Genomic DNA, 24,849 nt, shown 5'->3' on the forward strand with positions numbered 1-24,849 from the left:
GTGCCGGCCGGGGGAGAGCGGCTCGCCGAGACGCTGCGGCTTCTCGGTGCCTGCCGCGTGGATCTGGACGCCGACCAGGTCCTCGACGTGCTCTGGCTGGCCCGGCGGCTGCCCGTCGGCCCCGAGTCGCCCCTCCACCGGCAGGCACCCGCACGCCCCCAGCAGCCCGCGCCGCCCGACGCCCCGGAGACGGAGGACCGGCCCGCGCCGCGGCAGCCCCCGCCCGAGCCCGGCGACCCCGAGCTGCCCGACCTGACCAGCCCCACCACCCTGCACGCGGCCGCCGGGGACACCCCCGGACCGCGGCCGCGGCCGTCGTCCGCCGGCCGGGAGAACCGGCGGGCCCTGCCGGTGCGGGTGCCGGAGGAGAAGGCGCTCGGCAACGAGCTGGAACTGGGGCGTTCCCTGCGGCCGTTGCGCCGCCGCCACGACAGCCGGCACCGCACCGAGATCGACGAGGACCGCACGGCCGCCGAACTCGCCGAGACGAACCTGCCCGACGTGGTGGTACGGCCGGTGCGGGAACGCTGGCTCAACCTCGTGCTGCTCGTCGACGACGGCCTGTCGATGCTGCTGTGGCACCGCCTCGGCACCGAACTGCGCGCGCTGCTGGAACGGCTGGGGGCCTTCTCCCTCACCCGGGTCCTCGGCCTCGACACCCGCGGGGCGGGCCGACCGCGCCTGCGCGCCCGGCCGTTCGGACCCGGCAGCACCGAACTGCCCCTGAGCACCGTCAACGACCCGTCCGGACGCTCCCTGCTGCTCGTCGTGAGCGACGGCATGGGACCGGCCTGGCGGTCCGGGGCGATGCACACCATGCTGGCCGAGCGGGCGGCCCGCGGTCCCGTCGCCGTCCTGCACACCCTGCCCCCGGACATGTGGGAGGCATCCGGCGTCTCCGCCGAGCGCTGGCAGGCCACCACCCGGCGGGTCGGCGGCGCCAACACCTCGTGGAAGATCGCCGACCCGGTGCTGCCGCCCGAGCTGAGCCGGTTCGACGGCATCCCGGTCCCCGTCCTCGAACCCACAGCCGACTCCCTCGGCGTCTGGGCCCGCCTGCTCGCCTCCCCGGGCACCACCGTCGAACTCCCGCTGCTGGTCCGCCCCGACCGGGAGGCGGCCCTCGCCCCCGCGCGGGACCTGAGCAGCGCCCAGCACTTCCGGGACGCGGCCACCCCGGAGGCGTACCGGCTGGCCGCCCACCTCGCGGCGGTCGCCCCGCTGTCGGTGCCCGTGATGCGGCTGGTGCAGACGGCGGTGCCCTGGCCGGCCACCACCTCCCACCTGGCCGAGGTGTTCCTCGGCGGCCTGGTCAGGCCGCACCCCGCGCCCGTCCCGGGACCGCTGCCCGCCAAGCACCGGGTCTTCGACTTCTCCGACGCGTCCAAGGCGGTGCTGCTGGACGCCGTCCCGCAGGCCGAACTGCTGCGCACCGGCCGCCGCATCGGACGCCGCCTGGAGGAACTCGCCGGGAACTCCCCGGACTTCCCGGCCTGGCTGCTGCACCCGGACGGCTCCGACGTCCTGCCCGGCACCCAGCAGCCGTTCACGCGCGTCGAACGCCGGCTGCTCGCCCGGTTCGGGGTGTCGCTCGGCGGCACCCGCCGAGGGGACGGCCCCGGCCCCGGCCGGCCGGGACCCGGCACCGGCACCGACGACTGGGAGCCGCTCACCGGGGACGACCCGCGCCGCATCGGCGGGTACGAGCTGCGCGGACGCCGGCGCGGGCGGCGCACGGTCGTCTACCGGGGCGTCGACGCCGGGGGCCGGGAGGCCGTGCTGCGGGTGCCGCGTCCGGACCTGCCCGCGGTCAACGCCCAGCTCCTCACGGTCGAGGCCGAGGCGCTGGCCCGCCTCCAGGGGCAGTACGCGCCGGTGCTGCTCGGCACGGGGCTCCAGGACTCGCCGCCCTGGCTCGCCATGACCCCGGTCGCGGACGCCCACGCCCCCGACGCCCAGCCGCCCCGGCTCGCGGAGATCTTCACCCGCGCCCTCACCGACGGCACCGCCCCCTTCGACATCCTGCAAGGGCTGGTGGTCTCCTGCTACCTCGCCAACGCGGTCGCCCTGTGCCACGTCAACGGCCTGGTGCCCGCCACGGTGGACGCCGAGAGCGTCTACGTGCTGCGCCGCACCGTCGTCCTGGGCGACCTGTCGGACTGCGCCGTCGACGGCACGTACCTGGGCGCGGGCGCGGCGCCCACCCGCGAGGACAACGTGCGGGCCCTGGGCGAGCTGCTCCAGGTCATCAGCAGCAAGGCCGGCTGGGACCTGCCGGGGCTGCCCGAGGGCATGCACCTGTGGCAGGGCGACACCTGGGAGCAGCTGCGGCGGCTCGTGATGCGCTGCGTGGACCCGGAGCCGTCCGTGCGCCCGGCCGCCGCCGAGGTCGCCGAGGTCCTGGCCCGGTACGTGGCCCGCACCCGCCTCCAGCTCGGCGAGGCCGCGGCCCACGGCGCGCGGGCCGGGCGGGCCGCGCGCGTGCCGCTGACCCCGCCCGCCGCGGACCCCCGGGCGCCCCGCCCCGCCCTGCGGCTGCCGCGCTTCGGCACCGGTCGCAGGGAGGCCCAGGAGCGGCTGGAGCGGCTGAGGGCGCCGTTGCCGCACAGCAGGCGCCTCACCCTGGTCGGCGCCTACCACTACAGCGGTCGCGCCACCACCACGATGCTGCTCGGCTCCGTCCTGGCCGCCGTGCGCGGCGAACCGGTCCTGGCCCTCGACGGCTCCGCGTCCGAAGGATCCCTGGACGCCTTCCTCACCGACCGCAACCCGGCCGTCGTGCGGGACCTGGGCGTCCTGTCGTCCACACCGGCCTACGAGGAGATCCGGGCCCGCACCACCCGGCTGCCGTCCGGCCTGGAGGTCGTCGCCCACCGCCGCGGCCACTTCAGCCCCAACCCGGCCCACCAGCAGGAGTACGTGCACGTGCTCGCGCAGACCGCGCCGTACTACCCCTTCGTCCTCACCGACTGGTCCCCGCTGCGGCTCGACCGGTCGGCCGACGTCGTCCTGGACCACACCGACCGGCTGATCCTGTGCTGCGGCACCGCGGACTGGTTCCTGGACGCGGCCGTCCGCATGCTCACCCTCGTCCGGGGCGGCGGCCGGGAGGACCTGGCACGGCGGGCCCTGGTCGTCGCCACCGAGCTGGACGGGCCCTCGGGCCGGAGCCTGCCGGACACGTTCGCGCGGCGGCTGCGCGTCGAGCCCGAGCAGGTGGTGCACGTGCCCTTCGACGCGGCCCTGCAGTCCCCCGGCTGGGAGCTGCACCGACTGCGGCCGGCCACCACGCAGGCGCTCCTCCGGCTGGCCGACCTGGTGACGCGCGAGGACTGACCGGGACCGGCCGGGGAAGGCGAGGAAGGCCGAATGTTTCGGATGAGATACCGAATGCTCCGGAGTCCGTAGGGCGCCGAAGGCTTCGTCAGGAAGAGCCGCAGGGTTACGATCGCCGCCATGACATCCCCGCAGCCCGCTGAAACCCGGACGCACAAGCGGTCCCCGCAGACCGCGACCCTCGCCGAGATCGCGCGTGAGGCCGGTGTGTCGGCGCCGACTGTTTCGAAGGTCCTCAACGGCCGCGCCGACGTGGCCCCCGCCACCCGGTCCCGCGTCGAGGAGCTGCTGCGCGTCCACGGCTACCGGCGCAGGCGGGCCGAGGCGACCCGCTCGCCCCTGATCGACCTGGTCTTCCACGAACTGGAGAGCGCCTGGGCGATGGAGGTCATCCGGGGCGTGGAGAACGTGGCGCGGGACGCGGGGCTCAGCGTCGTGCTCTCCGAGAGCGCCGGACGCCTCACCCCCGGCCGGACCTGGGCCGACCAGGTCGCCGCCCGCCGTCCGCACGGCGTGATCCTGGTGCTCTCCGGCCTCGACGAGTCCCAGCGGGCGCTGCTCACCAGCCGCTCCATCCCCTTCGTGGTGATGGACCCGGCCGGCGACCCCGGCGCCGACGTGCCGTCCATCGGCGCCACCAACTGGCAGGGCGGCCTCGCCGCCACCCGGCATCTGGTCGACCTCGGCCACACCCGCATCGGCGCGATCAGCGGGCCCACCCGCATGATGTGCAGCCGGGCCCGCGTCGACGGCTACCGGGCGGCCCTGGAGACCGCCGGGCTGCCGGTCGACCCCGGCCTGATCGTGACCGGCGACTTCCACCACGAGGCCGGCTACCGGCAGGGCCTGGAGCTGCTGCGCCGCCCCGACCGGCCGACCGCCGTCTTCGCCGGCAACGACCTCCAGGCGCTCGGTCTCTACGAGGCCGCGCGCGAGCTGGGGCTGCGCATCCCGCAGGACCTGAGCGTGGTCGGGTTCGACGACCTGCCGGTGGCCCGCTGGGTGGGGCCGCCGCTGACGACCGTGCGGCAGCCGCTGATGGAGATGGCCGAGGCGGCGGCCCGGCTCGTGCTCGACCTCGGGCGCGACGACGGTTCCGCGGCGGCGACCCGGGTGGAGCTGGCGACCAGCCTGGAGGTGCGCAGCAGCACGGCAGCGCCCCCGACGCACTGACCGGCCCGGCCGCTCTCTGAGAATTTCCGCAGAATGCTGCCCGGCATGATGCTGAATTCAACAATTCAGACGTATGTTCCTGACTGCGGGGCAGGTGGGTGGGGACGCACGGCGGGGCGGCCACGAGCGGGGGCGGACGCATGGCGGGACGGAACGCGCGGCGGGGGCCGGGCGGACGCGCGAGAGGGCTGCGGGCCGCCGGTCTCGCCCTGGTGGGAGCCCTGCTCCTCGGGGCCGCCGCGGCGGGCTGGGCGTACTGGCACCTCAACGGCAACATCAGCAGCGTCGACATCGAGGGCGCGCTCGGGGACGACCGGCCCGCCAAGCCGGTCACCGTCCCCTCCGCCTCGCCCTCCGCGTCCCCGGTGCCCACCGGCGCCCTGAACATCCTGCTCCTCGGCTCCGACTCGCGCGGCGGCGAGGAGAACCGGGAACTCGGCGGCGGCGACAGCGAGGGGGCACGCTCCGACACCGCGATGGTCGTCCACCTCGACGCCGACCGGACCGCCGCCACCGTGGTCAGCATCCCCCGGGACACGCTCGTCGACCGCCCGTCCTGCCCGCTGCCCTCCGGCGGCTCCACCCCGGAGGCGAGCGGCGCGATGTTCAACACCGCCTACGCGCTGGGCGGGCCGGTGTGCGCGGTCAAGACCGTCGAGTCGGTCACCGGCGTCCGCATGGACCACTACATCGAGGTCGACTTCTCCGGCTTCGCCGATCTGGTCGACGCGCTCGGCGGGGTCACGGTCACCACGGACGTGGACATCGACGACGACAAGAGCCACCTGCGCCTGGAGGCCGGCACCCACCACCTGGACGGCACCGAGGCCCTGGGGCTCGCCCGCACCCGGTACGGACTGGAGGGCGGCAGCGACCTCGCCCGGATAGAGCTCCAGCACCAGCTGGTGAAGGCGCTGCTCGAACAGATCTCCGCCACCGATCTGCTGACCGACCCCACCCGTCTCTACCAGGTCGCCGACGCGGCCACCGGCAGCCTCACCACCGACACCGGGCTGGACTCGCTGAGCGAGCTGATGAGCCTCGGCCGCAGCCTGGGCGGGCTGTCCGCGGACGACGTACGCACCCTCACCATGCCCGTCGTACCGGCCCCCTGGGACCGCAACCGGGTGGTGGCCCTGGAGCCGGACGCGGCCGAGCTGTGGGAGTCGCTGCGGCGCTGAGGGACCGGCGGGCCTCGAAGGACGTGCCCCGGGACCCCCGCACGGGTGGCCGGAGCCGGCCGCGCGCTCAGCGGACGGGGTGCCCGATCAGCATCGTCGGCGCCCCCGCGACCCGGGTCAGGAACACGGTCGCCGCGTTCGGCCCCTGCGGCTTGACCTTCTTCCGCAGCTCCTCCGGCTCGACCGCCGACCCCCGCTTCTTCACCGTCAGCGTGCCGACCCCGCGCTCCCGCAGCAGCGCCTTCAGCTTCTTGACGTTGAAGGGCATCCGGTCGGTGATCTCGTAGGCGGTGGCGTACGGCGTGCGATGCGCCTCGTCGGCGGTGACGTAGGCGATGGTCGGGTCGATCAGTCCGCCGTCCAGGTCCTCGGCGACCTCGGCCACCAAGTGGGCGCGGATGACGGCGCCGTCCGGCTCGTACAGGTACCTCCCGACCTCCCGGACCTCGGGGTCCGGGAGCATGGTCCCGGGCGTCGCGTAGATCCCCGCCCCGGCGGGCAGCAGCGTCGCCCGCCGGGCCCCCGGGGTCACGTCCGGGCCGAACCACAGCACGGCCTCCTTGACGTCCCCGCCGTCCGAGACCCACTCGGCGGTCGCCTGCGCCGGGATCGCCTCGTGCGGAATGCCGGGCGCGATCTTCAGCAGCCCCCGGGGCGCCCCGAGCGCGGCGGAGACGGCCCAGGACAGGGGAGGGGAGTAGGCCTCCGGATCGAAGATCCGGCCACGCTTGGAGGAGCGCCGGGCGGGGTCGACGAACACCGCGTCGTACCCGGCCGTGTCCACCTCCGTCACATCGGCCTCGCGCACCTCGATCAGGTCGGCGAGTCCGAGCGCGTCGGCGTTGGCGCGGGCCGCCGCGCAGGTCGCCGGATCGCGGTCCACGGCCAGCACCCGGATACCGGCGCGGGCGAAGGCGATCGCGTCGCCGCCGATCCCGCAGCACAGATCGGCGACGGACCGTACTCCGAGCGCCTGGAGGCACTCGGCCCGGTACGCCGCCACGCTCGCCCGCGTCGACTGCTCGACCCCGTAGGGCGTGAAGAACATCCGCCCGGCGTCCTCGGCCCCGAACTTCGCCACCGCCCGCTGCCGCAGCCGCGCCTGCCCGAGCGCCGCCGACACCAGCGCCGGGGGATGCGTGCGCCGCAGCCGGGTCGCGACCGCCAGTTCGCTCGCCGGGTCGGTGTCGCGCACCTCGTCGAGGAGGGCGCGGCCCTCGGGGGTGAGCAGGGCGAGGAGGGCGTCGAGGTCGTTCACCGGAACATTGTGGGCCAGTCGGTGGATGGTGTGCCTCCGGCGCGGTGTCGGGCCGGGTTCGACGGCCGGGGACTGCGAGGATCCCGCACCATGCGAGCAGTCGTACAAAACGATAAAAGTTGGGCTCTTGGGGCATTCCGCCCCGCCTCCCCGAGGCTCCGGATGCGCGTCGGTGCCGCCGTCCTCGCCGCCGCCGCCCTCGCCTCCGGCTGTGCGCAGGACGCCTCCGACGTGCGCGGCGCCTCCGGTCAGCAGCCCCTTCAGGCGCCCCCGGCCCGCGCCCTGGACGCCTACGCCTCCAAGCTGGGCGCGGCGCACGCGGCCCGGGTCGCCGCCGCCAAGCGCTGGAAGCTGAAGAAGGTCCCGCTGGCCGCTCCGCCGCCGCCCGCGAAGAAGCCGGAGATCAAGGCCCGCAAGGGCTTCGAGGTGGACGGCCAGGAGCACCTCCCGCCGGTCTTCACCTCGATCCCCACCAAGGAGAAGATCGTCTTCCTCACCATCGACGACGGCGCCGAGAAGGACCCGGCGTTCCTGCGGATGATGAGCGAGCTGAAGGTCCCGTACACCGCCTTCCTCAGCGACTACCTGGTCAAGGAGGACTACGGCTACTTCAAGGAGATGCAGGACCGCGGCGTCACCCTCAACAACCACACCCTGAACCACCCCTACCTGCCCGGCCTGTCCTACGCCGAGCAGAAGCGCGAGATCTGCGGCATGCAGGACGTGATCGAGAAGCGCTACGGCAAGCGCCCGACCCTCTTCCGCCCGCCCTACGGCAACTACAACCGCGACACCCTGCGCGCCGCCGCGGCGTGCGGCATCGAGTACGCGCCCATCTGGAACGAGGAGGTCTTCGCCGACCACTGGGACTACCGCGAGTGGGACCGGGAGATCCACCCCGGCGACATCGTCCTCACCCACTTCCGGGGCGAGGGCGACTGGGGCGGCACCATGCGCGACATGGTCCGCGCGTTCCTCGACAAGGTCACCGCCGAGGGATACGCCGTGGCCCGGCTGGAGGACTACCTGTGAGGCGCGGGCGGCTGCGGCCGGCCGGGGCCGCCCTGGCCGCCCTGGCCGCCTTCGCCGTCCTGGCCGTCCCGCTGCTCACCGGCTGCGCCGCCCGCTCCGAGGGCCCCGCGCGGCCCCACGCGGGCGCGGAGCCCGCCCGGGGCGGCGAGCGGGGGCAGCGTCTGCCGCCCGTCGTGGACCACGTCCGCACCACCGACCCGGTCGTCTTCCTCACCTTCGACGACAGCGCCGAACGCGACCCGCACTTCGCCGACCTCGTCCGCGAACACCGCATCCCGGCCACCCTCTTCCTCACCGACACGGTCGCCGGACCGGCCTACGGGCACTTCGCCCGGCTGCGCGCGGTCGGCGCGAGCATCCAGAACCACACACTCGACCACCGCTCGCTGCGGGGCCTGCCCTACGCGGGCCAGCGCGCCGAGATCTGCGGCCAGCAGACCAAACTCAAGTCCCGCTTCGGCGTCCGGGCCCATCTGCTCCGCCCGCCCTACGGCACGTACGACACCGCCACCCTGCGCGCCGCCGCCGACTGCGGCATCACGGCCGTCGTCCTGTGGCGGGCGGCCCTGGGGGACGACGGCGACCTCACCTACACCCGCGGCGACCACCGGCTGCGCCCCGGTGACATCGTCGCCGTCGATCCCGACCACCCCACGGGCACCGGTCTGAGCGCCCGCACCGAGACCCTGCTGGAGACGATCGAGGAGCAGGGGCTGAGGGTGGGGCGGCTGGGGGACTACCTGTGACTCCCGGAGCCGGCGCGGGGCGCCTCCGCGGACCGGCGTTCAGCCGAAACCTCGCCGACGCGCCGTCGGCATTGGCACTCCGCTTGACCGAGTGCTAATCGCGGTCATAGTCTCGGGTCTGGCACTCCCCCTAGGAGAGTGCCAACACAGCGACGGGCAGGTCCGGCACCCGCGACGACGGATCGACCTGGTCGCCACCTCAGACAGTTAACCCCGTGAGATCTCCGAAGGGGGAGGTCGGATCGTGACGACCGCCAGCTCCAAGGTTGCCATCAAGCCGCTCGAGGACCGCATCGTGGTCCAGCCGCTCGACGCCGAGCAGACCACGGCTTCGGGCCTGGTCATTCCGGACACCGCCAAGGAGAAGCCCCAGGAGGGCGTCGTCCTGGCCGTGGGCCCGGGCCGCTTCGAGGACGGCAACCGTCTTCCGCTCGACGTCAGCGTCGGCGACGTCGTGCTCTACAGCAAGTACGGCGGCACCGAGGTGAAGTACAACGGCGAGGAGTACCTCGTCCTCTCGGCCCGCGACGTGCTCGCGATCGTCGAGAAGTAGAAGCAGCGCTTCCCTGTAGCACTTCACTTCATCGAAGCACCTTGCTTTCCAGCTGCGCCCCTGGCTCCCGCGACCTTAAAAAGCCGGGCGTCGGGGGCGCAGTTGCCGTATAACCCCAAGATTTCCGGAAGAGGGCTCACGCTCCCATGGCGAAGATCCTGAAGTTCGACGAGGACGCCCGTCGCGCCCTCGAGCGCGGCGTCAACAAGCTTGCCGACACGGTGAAGGTGACGATCGGTCCGAAGGGCCGCAACGTCGTCATCGACAAGAAGTTCGGCGCCCCGACCATCACCAACGACGGTGTCACGATCGCCCGCGAGGTCGAGATCGAGGACCCGTACGAGAACCTCGGCGCCCAGCTGGTGAAGGAGGTGGCGACCAAGACCAACGACATCGCGGGTGACGGCACCACCACCGCCACCGTCCTGGCCCAGGCGCTGGTCCGCGAGGGTCTGAAGAACGTCGCCGCCGGTGCCTCCCCGGCGCTGCTGAAGAAGGGCATCGACGCGGCCGTCGCCGCCGTGTCCGAGGACCTCCTCGCCACCGCCCGCCCGATCGACGAGAAGTCCGACATCGCCGCCGTGGCCGCGCTGTCCGCCCAGGACCAGCAGGTCGGCGAGCTGATCGCCGAGGCGATGGACAAGGTCGGCAAGGACGGTGTCATCACCGTCGAGGAGTCCAACACCTTCGGTCTGGAGCTGGACTTCACCGAGGGCATGGCCTTCGACAAGGGCTACCTGTCGCCGTACTTCGTGACGGACCAGGAGCGCATGGAGGCCGTCCTCGAGGACCCGTACATCCTCATCAACCAGGGCAAGATCTCCTCCATCGCCGACCTGCTGCCGCTGCTGGAGAAGGTCATCCAGACCAACTCCTCCAAGCCGCTGCTGATCATCGCCGAGGACGTCGAGGGCGAGGCCCTGTCGACCCTGGTCGTCAACAAGATCCGCGGCACCTTCAACGCCGTCGCGGTGAAGGCCCCCGGCTTCGGCGACCGCCGCAAGGCGATGCTCCAGGACATGGCCGTCCTCACCGGCGCCACCGTCATCTCCGAGGAGGTCGGCCTCAAGCTCGACCAGGTCGGCCTCGAGGTGCTCGGCACCGCCCGCCGCATCACCGTCACCAAGGACGACACCACGATCGTCGACGGTGCCGGCAAGCGCGACGAGGTCGAGGGCCGCGTCGCCCAGATCAAGGCCGAGATCGAGTCCACCGACTCCGACTGGGACCGCGAGAAGCTCCAGGAGCGCCTCGCCAAGCTGGCCGGCGGCGTGTGCGTGATCAAGGTCGGCGCCGCCACCGAGGTGGAGCTGAAGGAGCGCAAGCACCGTCTGGAGGACGCCATCTCCGCGACCCGCGCCGCGGTCGAGGAGGGCATCGTCTCCGGTGGTGGCTCCGCGCTGGTCCACGCCGTCAAGGTCCTCGAGGGCAACCTCGGCAAGACCGGCGACGAGGCCACCGGTGTCGCGGTCGTCCGCCGCGCCGCCGTCGAGCCGCTGCGCTGGATCGCCGAGAACGCCGGCCTGGAGGGCTACGTCATCACCTCCAAGGTCGCCGAGCTCGACAAGGGCCAGGGCTTCAACGCCGCCACCGGCGAGTACGGCGACCTGGTCAAGGCCGGCGTCATCGACCCGGTGAAGGTCACCCGCTCCGCCCTGGAGAACGCGGCCTCCATCGCCTCCCTCCTCCTGACGACCGAGACCCTGGTCGTCGAGAAGAAGGAAGAGGAAGAGCCGGCCGCCGCGGGCCACGGCCACGGCCACGCCCACTGAGCGCTGAGCTGAGCTGAGCCGAGCCGACGGTGCCCGGCGCCCCCGCGGGGGCGCCGGGCACCGTGCGTTCGGCGGGACATCGGGGCCCGGTCCGCCCGCCCGGCTTGTCGCCCGGCGCGGCTCGACCGACGCGATTCGACCGGCGCGAGAGGAGAGGACGAGGAGATGTCCGGAACCACGCCCGACGACGTACTCACCGGACGCGTGCTGGAGTGGCACCGCGAAGAGGGATGGGGCGTGCTCGCGGCCGAGGCGCTCGAGGAGAGGGTGTGGGCGCACTTCTCGGTCGTCGAGGCCGACGGCTTCCGTGAGCTGATCCCGGGCCGGTCCGTCACGTTCACCGCCGAGCGGGCCGAACAGGACGGGTACCGGTGGCGCGCCGTGTGCGTCCGGCCGGAGGGCTCCTGAGCCTTGCACCCCCTACTGCGGACCGTACTTGCGCCCCGTTCGTGAGGTGAGGCCGCCCAGCAGGCCACGGGGGACCAGCTTCGCCGCGCCCATCAGGGTCTTGTAGCGGGGGTCGGGGATGGAGAGGGTCTTGCCTCGGGAGAGGTCGGCGAGGGCCGCCGCGACGACCTTGTCCGCGTCGAGCCACATCCAGCCGGGGATGTTGTCCGTGCCCATGCCGGCCCGCGCGTGGAACTCCGTGCGCACGAAGCCGGGGCACAGGGCCATCAGGCGTACGCCGCTGCCCGCCAGGTCCTTCGCCACGCCCTGCGTGAACTGCACGACCCACGCCTTGGAGGCGCCGTAGGTGCCGCGCGGCACGAAGGCGGCGACCGAGGCCACGTTGACGACGCCGCCGCGGCCCCGCTCCCGCATCGTCTCCGTCGCCGCCGAGGTGAGCCGCAGCACCGCCTCGCAGTGCACCTTGAGCATGGTCAGCTCGTCGCCCATGGAGACCTCGAGGAAGCGGCCCTTGTTGCCGAAGCCGGCGTTGTTGACCAGCAGGTCGACGGGGTTCCTCCGTTCGCCCAGCCGGGCGGCCACCGCGTCGATGCCGGCGTCCGTCGCCAGGTCGGCCGTCAGCACCTCCGCCTCGATGCCGTGCCGGTCGTGCAGCTCGGTCGCCTGTTCGCGCAGTCGCTTGGTGTCCCGGGCCACCAGCACCAGGTCGTGCCCGTCGGCCGCCAGCCGCCGCGCGAACGCCGCGCCGATGCCCGCCGTCGATCCCGTAATCAATGCCGTTGTCATGGCGCAAGGTTATGGGCCCGGACCCAGCACGTCCGCTTCGCTCACCTGGTGATCGCCGATCGTGAAGGGCCGGTGAAGGAAGGCCCGGTGAGCCGGGGTCAGGAAGGCTGCCGGGCCACGTACTTCCGGGCCGTCGCCAGGGCCTCCGGATGCAGGGCGTCGGCCGCCGCGAGCAGCCGGGGCAGCAGCTCCCGCTCGGTGGTCACCGCCCGGAACTGCAGGGCCACGGTCACCCCGTGTCCGGGCCGGTGGACGATCTCGACCGGGTCACCCGCCCGTATCTCCCCGGGCTCGACGACCCGCAGGTACGCGCCCGGCGCCGCCTTCTCCGTGAACCGCTTCACCCACCGCTTCTCACCCAGATGGCCCTGGAAGGTACGGCAGGGGATGCGGCCGGAGGTGACCTCCAGGACCAGACCGGGGCCGATGCGCCAGCGCTCGCCGATCAGGGCGCCGGAGACGTCCACGCCCGCCGTGGTGAGATTCTCGCCGAAGGAGCCGTTCGGCAGCGGGCGGCCCAGCTCGCGCTCCCAGTCGTCCAGGTCCTCGCGCGCCACCGCGTAGACCGCCTGGTCGGTGCCGCCGTGATGGCGGGTGTCGCACACCACGTCCCCGGCCAGCCCGCTCGCCCCGGTGCCCTTCGACCCGGGAGCGGTCACCCGAACGGCCCCTTCGACCGGCCGCTTGTCGATGCCGGTGACCCCCTCGGGGTGGTCCGTGTACGGCACCGCCGCGGCGCGGCCCAGATTGACAGAGAGAAGCTTCATGCCCGAACGGTAGGACGCAGGCCGTCAAAGCGTCGACGCAATATTCGGCGTCCGGTCAAAGGGTCGCTTATCCTCGGTTGTGTGATCGAGGCTCGTCATCTCCGCGTGCTGCGCGCCGTGGCATCGACCGGTTCCTTCTCCGCCGCCGGGCGCGAGCTGGGCTGCACCCAGCCCGCCGTCAGCCAGCAGATGAAGGCCCTGGAGTCGTCCGTCGGCACCCCCCTGCTCGTGCGCACCGGCCGCGAGATGCGGCTCACCCAGGCCGGCGAGGCACTGGTGCGGCACGCCGCCGGGATCATCGCGGGGCTGACCGCAGCCGAGGAGGAGGTCGCCGCCATCGCCGGGCTGCGTGCCGGACGGGTCCGCCTGGTCTCCTTCCCCAGCGGCAGCTCCACCCTCGTACCGACGGCACTGGCCGCCCTGCGCGCCGCGCACCCCGGCACCCGGGTCTCCCTGGAGGAGGCCGAGCCGCCCAAGTCCGTCGAGCTGCTGCGCGAGGGCGACTGCGACGTGGCGCTGGCCTTCCGCTACGAGGGGGCGGCCGGCGCGGAGGAGTGGGACGACCTGGTCGTACGGCCGCTGCTGACCGACCGGCTGGTGGCGCTGGTGCCGGAGGAGCACCGGCTCGCCCGCACCCAGGGGGCCGTGGCCATCGGGGAGCTGGCCCGGGAGTCCTGGATCGCGGGCTGCCCGCGCTGTCGCGGCCAGCTGGTCGAGGTGTGCGAGGGCGCCGGCTTCACCCCCCGTATCGACTTCGCCACCGACGACTACCCGGCGGTCGTCGGCCTGGTCGGGGCCGGCCTGGGCGTGGCCGTGCTGCCCCAGCTCGCCGTCGAGTCCGTACGGCCCCGGGGCGTGCGCACGGTGGCCCTGGAGCCGGCGGTGCGGCGCGAGATCGTCGCGCTCACCCTGCCCGACCTGGCGCAGGTGCCGGCCGTGAGGGCGACGCTCGACGAGCTGGCCCGGGCGGGGGCGCGCCAGCCGGCGTCGCGTTGAGGGCGGGGCGCACCTCCGCGCCCGTGCCCTAGAGAAACGTTCCTTCAGTGAGGTGCGGCCGCCTCCCCGCCGGCCGACGCCGATGCCGTCGCCGCCACCAGGCGGTTGCGGGCCCGTCCCATGAGCTCCTCGCGCTCGTCCTCCGTCAGTCCGCCCCACACGCCGTACGGCTCGCGTACCGCCAGGGCGTGCGCCGCGCACTCCGCGCGGACCGGGCACCTCATGCAGACCTCCTTGGCCGAGTTCTCGCGGGCACTCCGCGCCGCACCGCGCTCGCCCTCCGGATGGAAGAAGAGCGAGCTGTCCACCCCGCGGCACGCAGCCAGGAGCTGCCAGTCCCACAGGTCCGCGTTCGGTCCTGGAAGGCGGGAGAAATCTGCCATTGCGTGACCCCTTGTAGCCGATATGGGTAGATGCCGGGGATTCAGCGTCCACGACCGTACAACTACGATCTAAGGAGATGAAAATATGACTCATTGCGAATCTAGCCGCAGACACCAGCGAAGCGGAAGAAAAGCGGCTGAATGGGGCATGCGATGTGATGAAACGGGGCGGGTCCGGGGCGCATGTCTGCTGCGTGGCCGTCCCCTCACGTAGAGTGCCGAAGACGACACACAGCCCCGTAACTCTTTCGAGTGACCGTCGTTGAGAGTGCGGAGGCGGTTGAAGGAACAAGTGCTCGGGCGGGCGTCCGGGACGGTCGACCGCACAGGTGACGATTTCGTACCAGCCTGGAGGCTCAACGTGACGCGCATCAGCTGCGGAGGACGGCCATGACTTCCGTCCTCGTCTGCGACGACTCCCCGCTTGCCCGAGAGGCGCTCCGCCGCGCGGTCGCGACCGTGCCCGGCGTCGAGCGCGTGACGACGGCCGCCAACGGCGAGGAAGTCCTCCGCCGCTGGGGTGCCGACCGCTCGGACCTCATCCTGATGGACGTGCGCATGCCCGGTCTGGGCGGCGTCGAGACCGTCCGGCGGCTGCTGTCCGCCGACCCCGGCGCGCGCATCATCATGCTCACCGTCGCCGAGGACCTGGACGGCGTGGCCCTCGCGGTCGCCGCCGGTGCCCGCGGCTACCTGCACAAGGACGCCTCGCGCGCCGAGCTGCGCGCCACGGTCACCCAGGCCCTCGCCGACCCGACCTGGCGGCTCGCCCCGCGCCGGCTGCGCTCGGCCGAGATGGGCGCCGCGCCCACCCTCACCGCGCGGGAGATCCAGGTGCTGGAGGGCATGAGCCACGGCCGCTCCAACGCGGAGATCGGCCGCGAGCTGTTCCTCTCCGAGGACACCGTCAAGACCCACGCCCGGCGGCTCTTCAAGAAGCTCGGCGCCTCGGACCGGGCACACGCGGTGGCGCTCGGCTTCCGGTGGGGCCTGGTCCGCTAGGACACCCCGTGCGAGGGAGTCCGGAAGGACCCGCCGGGGACGCGGTGATCCCCGCTTATCGCGAGGTGGGCGGGGGTGACAAGCCGACCCGCCGGATGCCCGCTGCTCGTTTCGGCGCGGATGACGCATCCTTGAGGTGTGGAGTTCCTCGGGGACGAGTCGGTCGAGCGGAAGGGGAGGGCGCAGGGGATGAGTTCCGGCGCACCTGCTCATAACGCTTCGGTGCACAACAACGGGCACGGAGCCACGGATCGGGCGGCCGCAAGGCACCATGGACCGATGCGTGACGACGAGGCGGCCCCTGACCAAGGGACGGTCGGCGGGCTCGTACACCGCGCCGTCGACGGGGACGAGCAGGCCACGCACGACCTGCTCGCCCATGTCCACCCCCTGGCGCTGCGCTACTGCCGCACGCGGCTGTCCCGCCTGCCCGGCGACGCGAGGCACTTCGTCGAGGACCTCGCCCAGGAGGTCTGCGTCGCGGTGCTGCTCGCGCTGCCCCGCTACAAGGACACCGGCCGCCCCTTCGAGGCGTTCGTCTTCGCCATCGCCGCCCACAAGGTCGCCGACCTCCAGCGCGCCGCGATGCGGCACCCCGGCTCGACGGCCGTCCCGTCCGACGAGATGCCCGAGCGCCCCGACGACTCCCTCGGCCCGGAGGAGCGCGCGCTGCTCAACAGCGACGCCGCCTGGGCCAAGAAACTGCTGGCCAACCTGCCGGAGAACCAGCGCGAGCTGCTCCTGCTCCGCATCGCGGTGGGGCTCACGGCCGAGGAGACGGGGCAGATGTTGGGAATGTCACCCGGAGCCGTCCGGGTCGCCCAGCACCGGGCCCTGAGCCGGCTGCGGGCGCTGGCCGAGCAGTAGCCGCCGGGGCGGGCGGGCGCTGTCCCGGGCCGGCACCGGGGATCGTACGAAGCTACGAAGGGCGAACGGGTCCTTGATCGTGGAATGAGCCACCCCCAGTTCCCGTTAGCATGGACATCCGCACCGATCAAGGCCATTTGGGGAAGGTGTCATGACTGCCAACGTCGACGGAGTGCCCGAGAAATTCGCGACGCTCGGGCTGACCTACGACGACGTGCTGCTGCTGCCGGGCCCGTCGGACATGGCACCCGACGAGATCGACACCGCCTCGTACGTCTCCAAGAACGTGCGGGTGAACATCCCGCTGCTGTCCGCCGCCATGGACAAGGTCACCGAGTCGCGCATGGCGATCGCGATGGCCCGCCAGGGCGGCGTCGGCGTCCTCCACCGCAACCTGTCCATCGAGGACCAGGCCAACCAGGTCGACCTGGTCAAGCGCTCCGAGTCGGGCATGGTGGCCGACCCCATCACCATCCACCCGGACGCCACCCTCGGCGAGGCCGACGCGCTGTGCGCCAAGTTCCGCATCAGCGGCGTTCCGGTCACCGACGGCAACAAGAAGCTGCTCGGCATCGTCACCAACCGCGACATGGCCTTCGAGACCGACCGCTCCCGGCAGGTGCGCGAGGTCATGACGCCGATGCCGCTGGTCACCGGCAAGGTCGGCATCTCCGGGGCGGACGCCATCGAGCTGCTGCGCCGCCACAAGATCGAGAAGCTGCCGCTGGTCGACGACGACGGCGTCCTCAAGGGCCTGATCACGGTCAAGGACTTCGTCAAGGCCGAGAAGTACCCCAACGCCGCCAAGGACGGCGAGGGCCGGCTGCTGGTCGGCGCCGCGGTCGGGGTCGCCGGTGACGCCTTCGAGCGCGCCCAGGCGCTGATCGAGGCGGGCGTCGACTTCATCGTCGTCGACACCGCGCACGGCCACTCCCGGCTGGTCGGCGACATGGTCGCCAAGATCAAGTCCAACTCCTCCGGCGTCGACGTCATCGGCGGCAACATCGCCACCCGCGACGGCGCCCAGGCCCTCATCGACGCCGGCGTGGACGGCATCAAGGTCGGCGTCGGCCCCGGCTCCATCTGCACCACCCGCGTCGTCGCCGGCATCGGCGTCCCGCAGGTCACCGCGATCTACGAGGCGTCGCTCGCCGCCAAGGAGGCCGGCATCCCGGTCATCGGCGACGGCGGCCTCCAGTACTCCGGCGACATCGCCAAGGCCCTGGTCGCCGGCGCCGACACGGTGATGCTGGGCTCGCTGCTCGCGGGCTGCGAGGAGTCGCCGGGCGAGCTGATGTTCATCAACGGCAAGCAGTTCAAGTCGTACCGCGGCATGGGCTCGCTGGGCGCCATGCAGACCCGCGGCGACCGCAAGTCGTTCTCCAAGGACCGCTACTTCCAGGAGGGCGTCGCCTCCGACGAGCAGCTGGTCCCCGAGGGCATCGAGGGCCAGGTGCCCTACCGCGGCCCGCTCTCCTCGGTCGTCCACCAGCTGGTCGGCGGCCTGCGCCAGTCGATGTTCTACGTCGGCGGCCGTACCGTGCCCCAGCTCCAGGAGAACGGCCGGTTCGTGCGGATCACCTCCGCCGGCCTCAAGGAGAGCCACCCGCACGACATCCAGATGACGGTCGAGGCGCCGAACTACAGCCGCAAGTAGTCACCACGCCTTCCGAGGGCGGTCCCGGACCATCCGGGGCCGCCCTCTGCGGTGCCCCGCCGTGCCCGTCGGGGATACTGGAAGGCGCTGCAACGCATCAGGGAAAGGCCACAGACGTGACTGAGATCGAGATCGGGCGCGGCAAGCGCGGCCGCCGGGCGTACGCCTTCGACGACATCGCCGTCGTCCCCAGCCGCCGTACGCGGGACCCGAAGGAGGTCTCGATCGCCTGGCAGATCGACGCCTACCGCTTCGAGCTGCCGTTCCTGGCCGCTCCCATGGACTCGGTCGTCTCCCCGGCCACCGCCATCCGCATCGGCGAGCTGGGCGGCCTGGGCGTCCTGAACCTGGAAGGGCTCTGGACCCGGCACGAGGACCCGCAGCCGCTGCTCGACGAGATCGTCGGGCTCGACGCGGACACCGCGACCCGCCGCCTCCAGGAGATCTACGCGGCTCCCATCAAGGAGGAGCTGATCGGGCAGCGCATCAAGGAGGTGCGCGACTCGGGCGTGGTCACCGCCGCCGCGCTCTCCCCGCAGCGCACCGCCCAGTTCTCCAAGGCCGTCGTGGACGCGGGCGTGGACATCTTCGTCATCCGCGGCACCACGGTCTCGGCGGAGCACGTCTCCGGCTCGCACGAGCCGCTGAACCTGAAGCAGTTCATCTACGAGCTGGACGTCCCGGTGATCGTCGGCGGCTGCGCCACCTACACCGCCGCCCTGCACCTGATGCGCACCGGCGCGGCGGGCGTCCTCGTCGGCTTCGGCGGCGGCGCCGCGCACACCACGCGCAATGTGCTGGGCATCCAGGTCCCCATGGCGACGGCGGTCGCCGACGTGGCCGCCGCCCGCCGCGACTACATGGACGAGTCCGGCGGCCGGTACGTGCACGTCATCGCCGACGGCGGCGTGGGCTGGTCCGGCGACCTGCCCAAGGCCATCGCCTGCGGCGCCGACTCGGTCATGATGGGCTCCCCGCTGGCCCGCGCCACGGACGCGCCCGGCAAGGGCAACCACTGGGGCATGGAGGCCGTCAACGAGGAGCTGCCCCGCGGCAAGAAGGTCGACCTCGGCACGGTCGGCACCATCGAGGAGATCCTCACCGGCCCGTCCCACACCCCCGACGGCTCGATGAACTTCTTCGGCGCCCTGCGCCGCGCGATGGCCACGACCGGCTACAGCGAGCTGAAGGAGTTCCAGCGCGTCGAGGTGACGGTCGCGGACTCGCAGCACCGCCGGTAATCACCCGTAGGCAGTACCGAGGGGCCCGGAGCGCATCGCTCCGGGCCCCTTCGCGTGTGTCCGGGCCCCTCGGCGTGTCCCGGGCCCTCGGTCCTCGGCGTGTCCGGGCGCCGGTCAGAGCCGGTGCGCCGCCCCCGTCGGCGTCGCTCCCCGCGTGTCCAGGAGCAGCTGGGCCTTGACCGACAGGCCCTGGAGGTCGTACGTCCGGTGCTGCTGGAGGAGGATCGTGAGGTCGGCGTCGGCGGCGGCCTCGTAGAGGGAGTCGGCGCGGGGGACGGGCCGGCCGGCGACGTTCCAGGACGGGATGTGCGGGTCGTGGTAGCTGACGGCGGCGCCCATCGACATCAGGCGGGTCGCGATCTCCTCGGCCGGGGCGGCCTGCTGGTCGGCGAGGTCGGCCTTGTAGGTGACGCCGAGGAGGAGGATCCGGGCGGCGCGCGCCGACTTGCCGTGCTCGTTGAGGAGGGCGGCGGCGCGCTGGACGACGTACCGGGGCATCTGCGCGTTGACCTGCTGGGCCAGCTCCACCATGCGCAGGCTGTGCGGGGCCCGGCCGGTCAGGTCCTGGGGGACGGAGTGGCCGCCGACGCCGGGGCCGGGGCGGAACGCCTGGAAGCCGAAGGGCTTGGTCTCCGCGCAGCGCAGCACGTCCCACAGGTCGACGCCGAGGTCGTTGCAGAGCACGGCCATCTCGTTGACGAGGGCGATGTTGACGTGCCGGAAGTTGGTCTCCAGGAGCTGGACCGTCTCCGCCTCGCGGGGGCCGCGGGCCCGGACCACCTTGTCGGTGAGGCGGCCGTAGAAGGTGGCGGCCGACTCGGTGCAGGCGGGGGTGAGGCCGCCGATGACCTTGGGCGTGTTGGCCGGGGTGTGGTCGCGGTTGCCGGGGTCGACGCGGCTGGGGGAGTAGGCGAGGTGGAAGTCGCGGCCGGCGCGCAGTCCGGAGCCCTGCTCCAGCAGCGGGCGCAGGAAGTCCTCCGTCGTCCCCGGCCGCACCGGCGACTCCAGGATGACCGTGGTGTGCGGGCGCATGTGGGCGGCGAGGGTGCGGGCGGCGGCCTCCACCTGGGTGAGGTCCAGGCCGCCGTCCGGGGAGGGCGGGGTGGGCGCGCAGATGACGGCGGTGCGGACCCGGCCCAGCTCGGCCGGGCCGGTGGGGGTGCGGAAGCCCGTCGCGAGCATCCGCCGCACCTCGGCGGGCGTGAGCGGGTCGGCCTCGGGCCCGGTGCGGTAGCCGAGGGTGGGGATGCCTGCGGCGACGGCGGCCTGGGCCAGGGGCAGGCCGTACGGGCCGAGTCCGATGACGGCGAGATCTGCGGGCATGGCGTGGGCCGTCCTTCCCAGTAGCCGAAGCGGGACAGGTGCGCAAGCCCGGTGGACAGGATGGGCGAGCACAACGTCAGACTAGGAGTAAATATGACCGATTTGCGGGATTGGTCGGCCTGGTTTCGGTGAGTGTCGACGGGGACCCGCGGGGAGGTTGTCCACAGGCTGGGCCCGCGCGACGGCCGATGTCGGGCGAGCCGGACAGAATCTGGGCATGGTGGGTACCAGGAACCGGGCTTCGCCCGCCGGGTCTGCGGACCCGACGGACGCGGCCGACGCGACCGACAGCGGGAGGCAGCAGTGAGGACAGCGACCCTGGGGCCGGCGCAGCGCGCCGAGTCGCTCGCGGCCATGGCCGAGCGCGAGCTGGACGTTCTGGTGGTGGGCGCCGGCGTGGTCGGCGCGGGCACCGCCCTCGACGCGGTGACGCGCGGCCTGTCCACCGGCCTGGTCGAGGCGCGGGACTGGGCCTCGGGCACGTCCAGCCGGTCCAGCAAGCTGATCCACGGCGGCCTGCGCTATCTGGAGATGCTCGACTTCGCCCTGGTCCGGGAGGCGCTGAAGGAGCGCGGGCTGCTGCTGGAGCGGCTCGCACCGCACCTCGTGAAGCCCGTGCCCTTCCTGTACCCCTTGCAGCACAAGGGATGGGAGCGGCTCTACGCCGGCTCGGGCGTCGCCCTCTACGACGCGATGTCGATGGCCCGCGGGCACGGCCGCGGCCTGCCGATGCACCGCCACCTGAGCCGCCGTCACGCCCTGCGCGTGGCCCCCGCCTTGAAGAAGGACGCGCTGGTCGGCGCGCTCCAGTACTACGACGCCCAGATGGACGACGCCCGGTTCGTGACGACGCTGGTGCGCACGGCGGCCTCGTACGGCGCCCAGGTCGCCAACCGCGCCCGGGTCACCTCCTTCCTGCGGGAGGGCGAGCGCGTGGTCGGAGCGCGCGTGCAGGACGTCGAGGCGGGCGGCGAGTACGAGATCCGCGCCAAACAGGTCGTGAACGCGACCGGTGTGTGGACCGACGACACCCAGTCCATGGTGGGCGAACGCGGCCAGTTCCACGTCCGGGCCTCCAAGGGCATCCACCTCGTCGTCCCCAAGGACCGCATCCACTCCACCACCGGACTGATCCTGCGCACCGAGAAGTCCGTGCTGTTCGTCATCCCCTGGGGCCGGCACTGGATCATCGGCACCACCGACACCGACTGGGACCTGGACAAGGCCCACCCCGCCGCCTCCAGCGCGGACATCGACTACCTCCTGGAGCACGTCAACTCCGTGCTCCACGTACCGCTCACGCGCGACGACGTCGAGGGCGTCTACGCCGGGCTGCGCCCGCTGCTGGCCGGCGAGTCCGACGCCACCAGCAAGCTCTCGCGCGAGCACACCGTCGCGCACCCGGTGCCCGGCCTGGTGGTCGTCGCGGGCGGCAAGTACACGACGTACCGGGTGATGGCCAAGGACGCCGTGGACGAGGCGGTGCACGGCCTCGACCTGCGGGTCGCCGACTGCGTCACCGAGGACACCCCGCTGCTCGGCGCCGAGGGCTACCGGGCGCTGTGGAACGCGCGGGCGCGGGTCGCCGCGCGCACCGGCCTGCACGTCGTACGCGTGGAGCACCTGCTGAACCGGTACGGCGCCATGGCCCAGGAGGTGCTGGAGCTGATCGCCGACGACCCCTCCCTCGGCGAACCCCTGGACGCGGCCGACGACTACCTGCGCGCCGAGATCGTCTACGCCGCCTCGCACGAGGGCGCCCGCCACCTGGACGACGTACTGACCCGGCGCACCCGCATCTCCATCGAGACCTTCGACCGGGGCACCCGCAGCGCGCGCGAGGCCGCCGAGCTGATGGCGCCGGTGCTCGGCTGGGACAAGGACCAGATCGAACGGGAGGTCCAGCACTACGAGAAGCGGGTCGAGGCCGAGCGGGAGTCGCAGCGCCAGCCCGACGACCTGACGGCCGACGCGGCCCGGCTGGGCGCCCCCGACATCGTGCCGAGGTAGAGGCCGCGGAGGCGGGTGTGACAGGAGGTCAGCCCGCCCCGCCGCCCCACGGCCGCCCGCCCCCGAGCCGCGCCGCCCCGAGAGGCACCCTGGGCGTCGAGCACTTGTCGGGTGAGGGACAATGAAGGCTCTGTCAGGGCGGGTTGCATGAGGGGACGCATGTCGGAGGCGGAGCGGGCGGGGACATCCCGTACGGACAAGAGCGCACGTCTCCTCGCCGGGCGGTACCGGCTGGGAGACGTGCTCGGCCGCGGCGGCATGGGGACGGTGTGGCGCGCGGAGGACGAGACCCTCGGACGCACGGTCGCCGTCAAGGAGCTGCGGTTCCCGGGGAACATCGACGAGGAGGAGAAGCGGCGCCTGATCACGCGCACGCTGCGCGAGGCCAAGGCGATCGCGCGCATCCGCAACAACAGCGCCGTCACGGTCTACGACGTCGTCGAGGAGGACGACCGCCCGTGGATCGTGATGGAACTCGTCGAGGGCAAGTCGCTCGCCGAGGCCATCCGTGAGGACGGCCTGCTGGAGCCGAAGCGCGCCGCCGAGGTGGGGCTCGCCATCCTCGACGTGCTGCGCTCGGCGCACCGCGAGGGCATCCTGCACCGCGACGTGAAGCCGTCCAACGTGCTGATCGCGGAAGACGGCCGCGTCGTGCTCACCGACTTCGGCATCGCCCAGGTCGAGGGCGATCCGTCGATCACCTCCACCGGCATGCTCGTCGGCGCCCCCTCCTACATCTCCCCGGAGCGCGCCCGCGGCCACAAGCCCGGCCCGGCCGCCGACCTGTGGTCGCTCGGCGGGCTGCTGTACGCGGCGGTCGAGGGCACCCCGCCCTACGACAAGGGCTCCGCCATCGCCACGCTCACCGCGGTGATGACGGAGAGCCTGGAGGAGCCGAAGAACGCCGGTCCGCTGCGGGACGTCATCTACGGCCTGCTCAACAAGGACCCCGCCCAGCGGCTCGACGACGCGGGCGCCCGCGCGCTGCTCAACAAGGTCATCCACGCCCCGGACCCGGCGGACGAGCCGGCCGACGCCACCAAGGTGGTGCCGCTGCCCGCCCAGCCGGACGAGGGGTCCCGCCGGGGCGCGCAGGGCGCCGGGGGCAGGCGCGGCGAGGAGGCCGGGGAGCGGCTGCGCGGAGCGCTGCGTTCCGTGCGCAAGGCCGCCGTCGGGGCGGGCGCGGCCGGTGCCGCGGCCGCGTCCCGGACCAAGCAGGGCGGCACCGGCCGGGCCGCGTCGGGCGCCGCCGGTCCGGCCGCCGCGTCGCGGTCCGCCGGGACGGGCGCCACCACCTCGGCGCCGGCCGGTGGGCCGGGCGCGGCCCACGCAGCGCGCCCGGGGGCGGGGTCCGCCGCCGGCGCGGCGCACACCCCCGCGGGCACCCGCAGCTCCGGCTGGCCCGTCGTGCCGCCGCCGGACCTGCCGCCCCGTCCCGCGCCCCGGGCACCGCTCACCGACGTGGTGCCGCGCCGGACGCTGGTCGTCATCGCGGTGATCGTGGCGCTGGCCGTGCTCGGCACCGTACTCGCCCTCACCCTCGGCGGTGACGACGAGAACGGCGCCGGGGGCGGCAGCGGCGACAAGGCCGTCGCCTCCGCCACCGCGAGTGGGGACACCAAGCAGGACGACGAGGGCGGGGCCCGCACCGACGGCTCCGCCTCCGGCGAGGCCACGGACGGGGCGTCGGCCGGCGCACCGGGCTCGGACGCGAGCGCGTCCGGCGACACCGGGTCGGACGGTGCCGGGCAGGGCGACGCCGGGAAGGGCGGCGACGAGGGCGCGGCGAGCACCCACCGGGGCGGGCAGGGCTACTCCATCGGGCTGCCCGAGGGCTGGAAGTACCAGGCCAAGACCTCGGCGGGGGACCGCTTCACCGGCCCGGACGGGCAGAAGCTGCTCGTCGCCTGGACGTCCACGCCCAAGGACGACCCGGTCGCCGACTGGAAGAACCAGGAGCGGTACATGGTCCGCTCCCAGTACGAGAAGATCCGCATAGAGAAGGTGGGCTACCGGGGCTGGAACGCGGCCGACTGGGAGTTCACCTACAGCGACGGCGGCACGAAGTACCGCACCGTGGACCGGGGGTTCGTCGTCGACGACCACCAGGGCTACGCGCTGATGTACACCGCCAAGGCCGAGGACTGGGGCAGCGACCTGCGCCGGGACACCTGGCAGACGCTGACGCGGACCTTCGAGCCCAAGTCCTGAACCGGGCGGGCCGGGTTTGAGCGGTCCGATATCTGGCATCCCCTCTTTGTGGGTTGCCTCCGGCACGTATCGTGAGTGCTTGCGGACCGTACGCAGCCGGAACGGCCCGCCGGGCGAACGGAATTGACCGACGGGCTGCCGGGGGTG

At 73.1% G+C, this 24,849-nt stretch carries 20 protein-coding genes; 15 read left to right on the forward strand and 5 right to left on the reverse strand.

Annotated features, from left to right (window positions below; all coding sequences use genetic code 11):
- The 3 genes from ACFZP7_RS21250 (at nucleotide 1) to ACFZP7_RS21260 (ending at nucleotide 5,690) form a co-directional block, all read left to right on the forward strand.
- The gene (locus ACFZP7_RS21250; RefSeq protein WP_385635227.1) at nucleotides 1–3,336 is read left to right on the forward strand and encodes an SAV_2336 N-terminal domain-related protein; all 3,336 of its coding nucleotides are present in this window, start codon (nucleotides 1–3) and stop codon (nucleotides 3,334–3,336) included.
- A gap of 120 nt (nucleotides 3,337–3,456) precedes the next feature.
- Nucleotides 3,457–4,509, forward strand: a complete 1,053-nt coding sequence (locus ACFZP7_RS21255; RefSeq protein ID WP_385635229.1) for a LacI family DNA-binding transcriptional regulator — start codon at nucleotides 3,457–3,459, stop codon at nucleotides 4,507–4,509.
- A 140-nt stretch (nucleotides 4,510–4,649) separates the two neighbouring features.
- Nucleotides 4,650–5,690: an LCP family protein gene (locus ACFZP7_RS21260; protein ID WP_062130256.1), complete on the forward strand. Its 1,041-nt coding sequence runs from the start codon at nucleotides 4,650–4,652 to the stop codon at nucleotides 5,688–5,690.
- A 67-nt stretch (nucleotides 5,691–5,757) separates the two neighbouring features.
- Here the strand turns inward: ACFZP7_RS21260 and ACFZP7_RS21265 are convergent, their stop codons facing one another.
- Complete coding sequence (locus ACFZP7_RS21265) at nucleotides 5,758–6,948, reverse strand: class I SAM-dependent methyltransferase (RefSeq protein WP_046248318.1); 1,191 nt, start codon at nucleotides 6,946–6,948, stop codon at nucleotides 5,758–5,760.
- Between the two features lie 162 nt (nucleotides 6,949–7,110).
- On the opposite strand from ACFZP7_RS21265, the gene ACFZP7_RS21270 reads away from it, so the two are divergent.
- The 5 genes from ACFZP7_RS21270 (at nucleotide 7,111) to ACFZP7_RS21290 (ending at nucleotide 11,459) form a co-directional block, all read left to right on the forward strand.
- Nucleotides 7,111–7,980, forward strand: coding sequence for a polysaccharide deacetylase family protein (locus ACFZP7_RS21270; protein WP_030970318.1), 870 nt, complete (start codon nucleotides 7,111–7,113; stop codon nucleotides 7,978–7,980).
- The gene (locus ACFZP7_RS21275; protein ID WP_385635233.1) at nucleotides 7,977–8,726 is read left to right on the forward strand and encodes a polysaccharide deacetylase family protein; all 750 of its coding nucleotides are present in this window, start codon (nucleotides 7,977–7,979) and stop codon (nucleotides 8,724–8,726) included. Before ACFZP7_RS21270 ends, ACFZP7_RS21275 begins: the two co-directional genes overlap by 4 nt.
- Before the next feature lie 244 nt (nucleotides 8,727–8,970).
- Nucleotides 8,971–9,279 carry a co-chaperone GroES gene (groES, locus tag ACFZP7_RS21280; RefSeq protein WP_019329594.1) on the forward strand — a complete coding sequence of 103 codons (309 nt, stop codon included), beginning with the start codon at nucleotides 8,971–8,973 and terminating at the stop codon, nucleotides 9,277–9,279.
- Between the two features lie 146 nt (nucleotides 9,280–9,425).
- On the forward strand, nucleotides 9,426–11,051 hold the full coding sequence (gene groL, locus ACFZP7_RS21285; RefSeq protein WP_385635235.1) for a chaperonin GroEL: 1,626 nt from the start codon (nucleotides 9,426–9,428) through the stop codon (nucleotides 11,049–11,051).
- Between the two features lie 165 nt (nucleotides 11,052–11,216).
- Complete coding sequence (locus tag ACFZP7_RS21290) at nucleotides 11,217–11,459, forward strand: cold-shock protein (RefSeq protein ID WP_019329592.1); 243 nt, start codon at nucleotides 11,217–11,219, stop codon at nucleotides 11,457–11,459.
- A gap of 12 nt (nucleotides 11,460–11,471) precedes the next feature.
- On the opposite strand, the gene ACFZP7_RS21295 is transcribed toward ACFZP7_RS21290, so the two are convergent.
- Nucleotides 11,472–12,245: an SDR family oxidoreductase gene (locus ACFZP7_RS21295; protein ID WP_029394256.1), complete on the reverse strand. Its 774-nt coding sequence runs from the start codon at nucleotides 12,243–12,245 to the stop codon at nucleotides 11,472–11,474.
- A 98-nt stretch (nucleotides 12,246–12,343) separates the two neighbouring features.
- Nucleotides 12,344–13,012 (reverse strand): MOSC domain-containing protein, encoded by a 669-nt coding sequence (locus ACFZP7_RS21300; protein ID WP_385635237.1) that lies wholly within the window; start codon nucleotides 13,010–13,012, stop codon nucleotides 12,344–12,346.
- An 81-nt stretch (nucleotides 13,013–13,093) separates the two neighbouring features.
- Between ACFZP7_RS21300 and ACFZP7_RS21305 the strand changes: the two genes are divergently transcribed.
- Nucleotides 13,094–14,008, forward strand: coding sequence for a LysR family transcriptional regulator (locus ACFZP7_RS21305; protein ID WP_029394254.1), 915 nt, complete (start codon nucleotides 13,094–13,096; stop codon nucleotides 14,006–14,008).
- Between the two features lie 44 nt (nucleotides 14,009–14,052).
- Here the strand turns inward: ACFZP7_RS21305 and ACFZP7_RS21310 are convergent, their stop codons facing one another.
- Nucleotides 14,053–14,391, reverse strand: coding sequence for a WhiB family transcriptional regulator (locus ACFZP7_RS21310; protein ID WP_029394253.1), 339 nt, complete (start codon nucleotides 14,389–14,391; stop codon nucleotides 14,053–14,055).
- A gap of 390 nt (nucleotides 14,392–14,781) precedes the next feature.
- Here ACFZP7_RS21310 and ACFZP7_RS21315 point away from each other — a divergent pair, with 390 nt between their 5' ends.
- The 4 genes from ACFZP7_RS21315 (at nucleotide 14,782) to ACFZP7_RS21330 (ending at nucleotide 19,158) form a co-directional block, all read left to right on the forward strand.
- Nucleotides 14,782–15,393: a response regulator transcription factor gene (locus ACFZP7_RS21315; protein ID WP_003948568.1), complete on the forward strand. Its 612-nt coding sequence runs from the start codon at nucleotides 14,782–14,784 to the stop codon at nucleotides 15,391–15,393.
- A 279-nt stretch (nucleotides 15,394–15,672) separates the two neighbouring features.
- Nucleotides 15,673–16,260: a sigma-70 family RNA polymerase sigma factor gene (locus tag ACFZP7_RS21320; RefSeq protein WP_019329587.1), complete on the forward strand. Its 588-nt coding sequence runs from the start codon at nucleotides 15,673–15,675 to the stop codon at nucleotides 16,258–16,260.
- A 151-nt stretch (nucleotides 16,261–16,411) separates the two neighbouring features.
- Nucleotides 16,412–17,917 carry an IMP dehydrogenase gene (gene guaB, locus ACFZP7_RS21325; RefSeq protein WP_019329586.1) on the forward strand — a complete coding sequence of 502 codons (1,506 nt, stop codon included), beginning with the start codon at nucleotides 16,412–16,414 and terminating at the stop codon, nucleotides 17,915–17,917.
- A gap of 116 nt (nucleotides 17,918–18,033) precedes the next feature.
- Nucleotides 18,034–19,158 (forward strand): GuaB3 family IMP dehydrogenase-related protein, encoded by a 1,125-nt coding sequence (locus ACFZP7_RS21330; RefSeq protein WP_031018174.1) that lies wholly within the window; start codon nucleotides 18,034–18,036, stop codon nucleotides 19,156–19,158.
- A gap of 114 nt (nucleotides 19,159–19,272) precedes the next feature.
- Here the strand turns inward: ACFZP7_RS21330 and ACFZP7_RS21335 are convergent, their stop codons facing one another.
- A complete protein-coding gene (locus tag ACFZP7_RS21335; RefSeq protein ID WP_030970335.1) occupies nucleotides 19,273–20,481 on the reverse strand; it encodes a nucleotide sugar dehydrogenase in 1,209 nt (402 codons plus the stop codon).
- 303 nt (nucleotides 20,482–20,784) lie between these two features.
- Between ACFZP7_RS21335 and ACFZP7_RS21340 the strand changes: the two genes are divergently transcribed.
- Nucleotides 20,785–22,491 carry a glycerol-3-phosphate dehydrogenase/oxidase gene (locus ACFZP7_RS21340; protein WP_385635239.1) on the forward strand — a complete coding sequence of 569 codons (1,707 nt, stop codon included), beginning with the start codon at nucleotides 20,785–20,787 and terminating at the stop codon, nucleotides 22,489–22,491.
- A 159-nt stretch (nucleotides 22,492–22,650) separates the two neighbouring features.
- Complete coding sequence (locus tag ACFZP7_RS21345; protein WP_385635241.1) at nucleotides 22,651–24,702, forward strand: protein kinase domain-containing protein; 2,052 nt, start codon at nucleotides 22,651–22,653, stop codon at nucleotides 24,700–24,702.
- Nucleotides 24,703–24,849: the final 147 nt, after the last annotated feature.

Source organism: Streptomyces sp. SudanB5_2050, assembly GCF_964272335.1.
In the GTDB taxonomy this organism is placed as follows: Bacteria; Actinomycetota; Actinomycetes; order Streptomycetales; family Streptomycetaceae; genus Streptomyces; species Streptomyces rochei.

Bases quoted from the DNA above. Each gene is read 5' to 3' on its own strand.
- ACFZP7_RS21320 (WP_019329587.1), top strand. From the start codon at position 15,673: ATGCGTGACGACGAGGCGGCCCCTGACCAAGGGACGGTCGGCGGGCTC.
- ACFZP7_RS21335 (WP_030970335.1), bottom strand. From the start codon at position 20,481: ATGCCCGCAGATCTCGCCGTCATCGGACTCGGCCCGTACGGCCTGCCC.
- ACFZP7_RS21310 (WP_029394253.1), bottom strand. From the start codon at position 14,391: ATGGCAGATTTCTCCCGCCTTCCAGGACCGAACGCGGACCTGTGGGAC.
- ACFZP7_RS21295 (WP_029394256.1), bottom strand. From the start codon at position 12,245: ATGACAACGGCATTGATTACGGGATCGACGGCGGGCATCGGCGCGGCG.
- guaB (WP_019329586.1), top strand. From the start codon at position 16,412: ATGACTGCCAACGTCGACGGAGTGCCCGAGAAATTCGCGACGCTCGGG.
- groL (WP_385635235.1), top strand. From the start codon at position 9,426: ATGGCGAAGATCCTGAAGTTCGACGAGGACGCCCGTCGCGCCCTCGAG.
- ACFZP7_RS21300 (WP_385635237.1), bottom strand. From the start codon at position 13,012: ATGAAGCTTCTCTCTGTCAATCTGGGCCGCGCCGCGGCGGTGCCGTAC.
- ACFZP7_RS21290 (WP_019329592.1), top strand. From the start codon at position 11,217: ATGTCCGGAACCACGCCCGACGACGTACTCACCGGACGCGTGCTGGAG.
- ACFZP7_RS21255 (WP_385635229.1), top strand. From the start codon at position 3,457: ATGACATCCCCGCAGCCCGCTGAAACCCGGACGCACAAGCGGTCCCCG.
- ACFZP7_RS21345 (WP_385635241.1), top strand. From the start codon at position 22,651: ATGTCGGAGGCGGAGCGGGCGGGGACATCCCGTACGGACAAGAGCGCA.
- ACFZP7_RS21315 (WP_003948568.1), top strand. From the start codon at position 14,782: ATGACTTCCGTCCTCGTCTGCGACGACTCCCCGCTTGCCCGAGAGGCG.
- ACFZP7_RS21260 (WP_062130256.1), top strand. From the start codon at position 4,650: ATGGCGGGACGGAACGCGCGGCGGGGGCCGGGCGGACGCGCGAGAGGG.
- ACFZP7_RS21270 (WP_030970318.1), top strand. From the start codon at position 7,111: ATGCGCGTCGGTGCCGCCGTCCTCGCCGCCGCCGCCCTCGCCTCCGGC.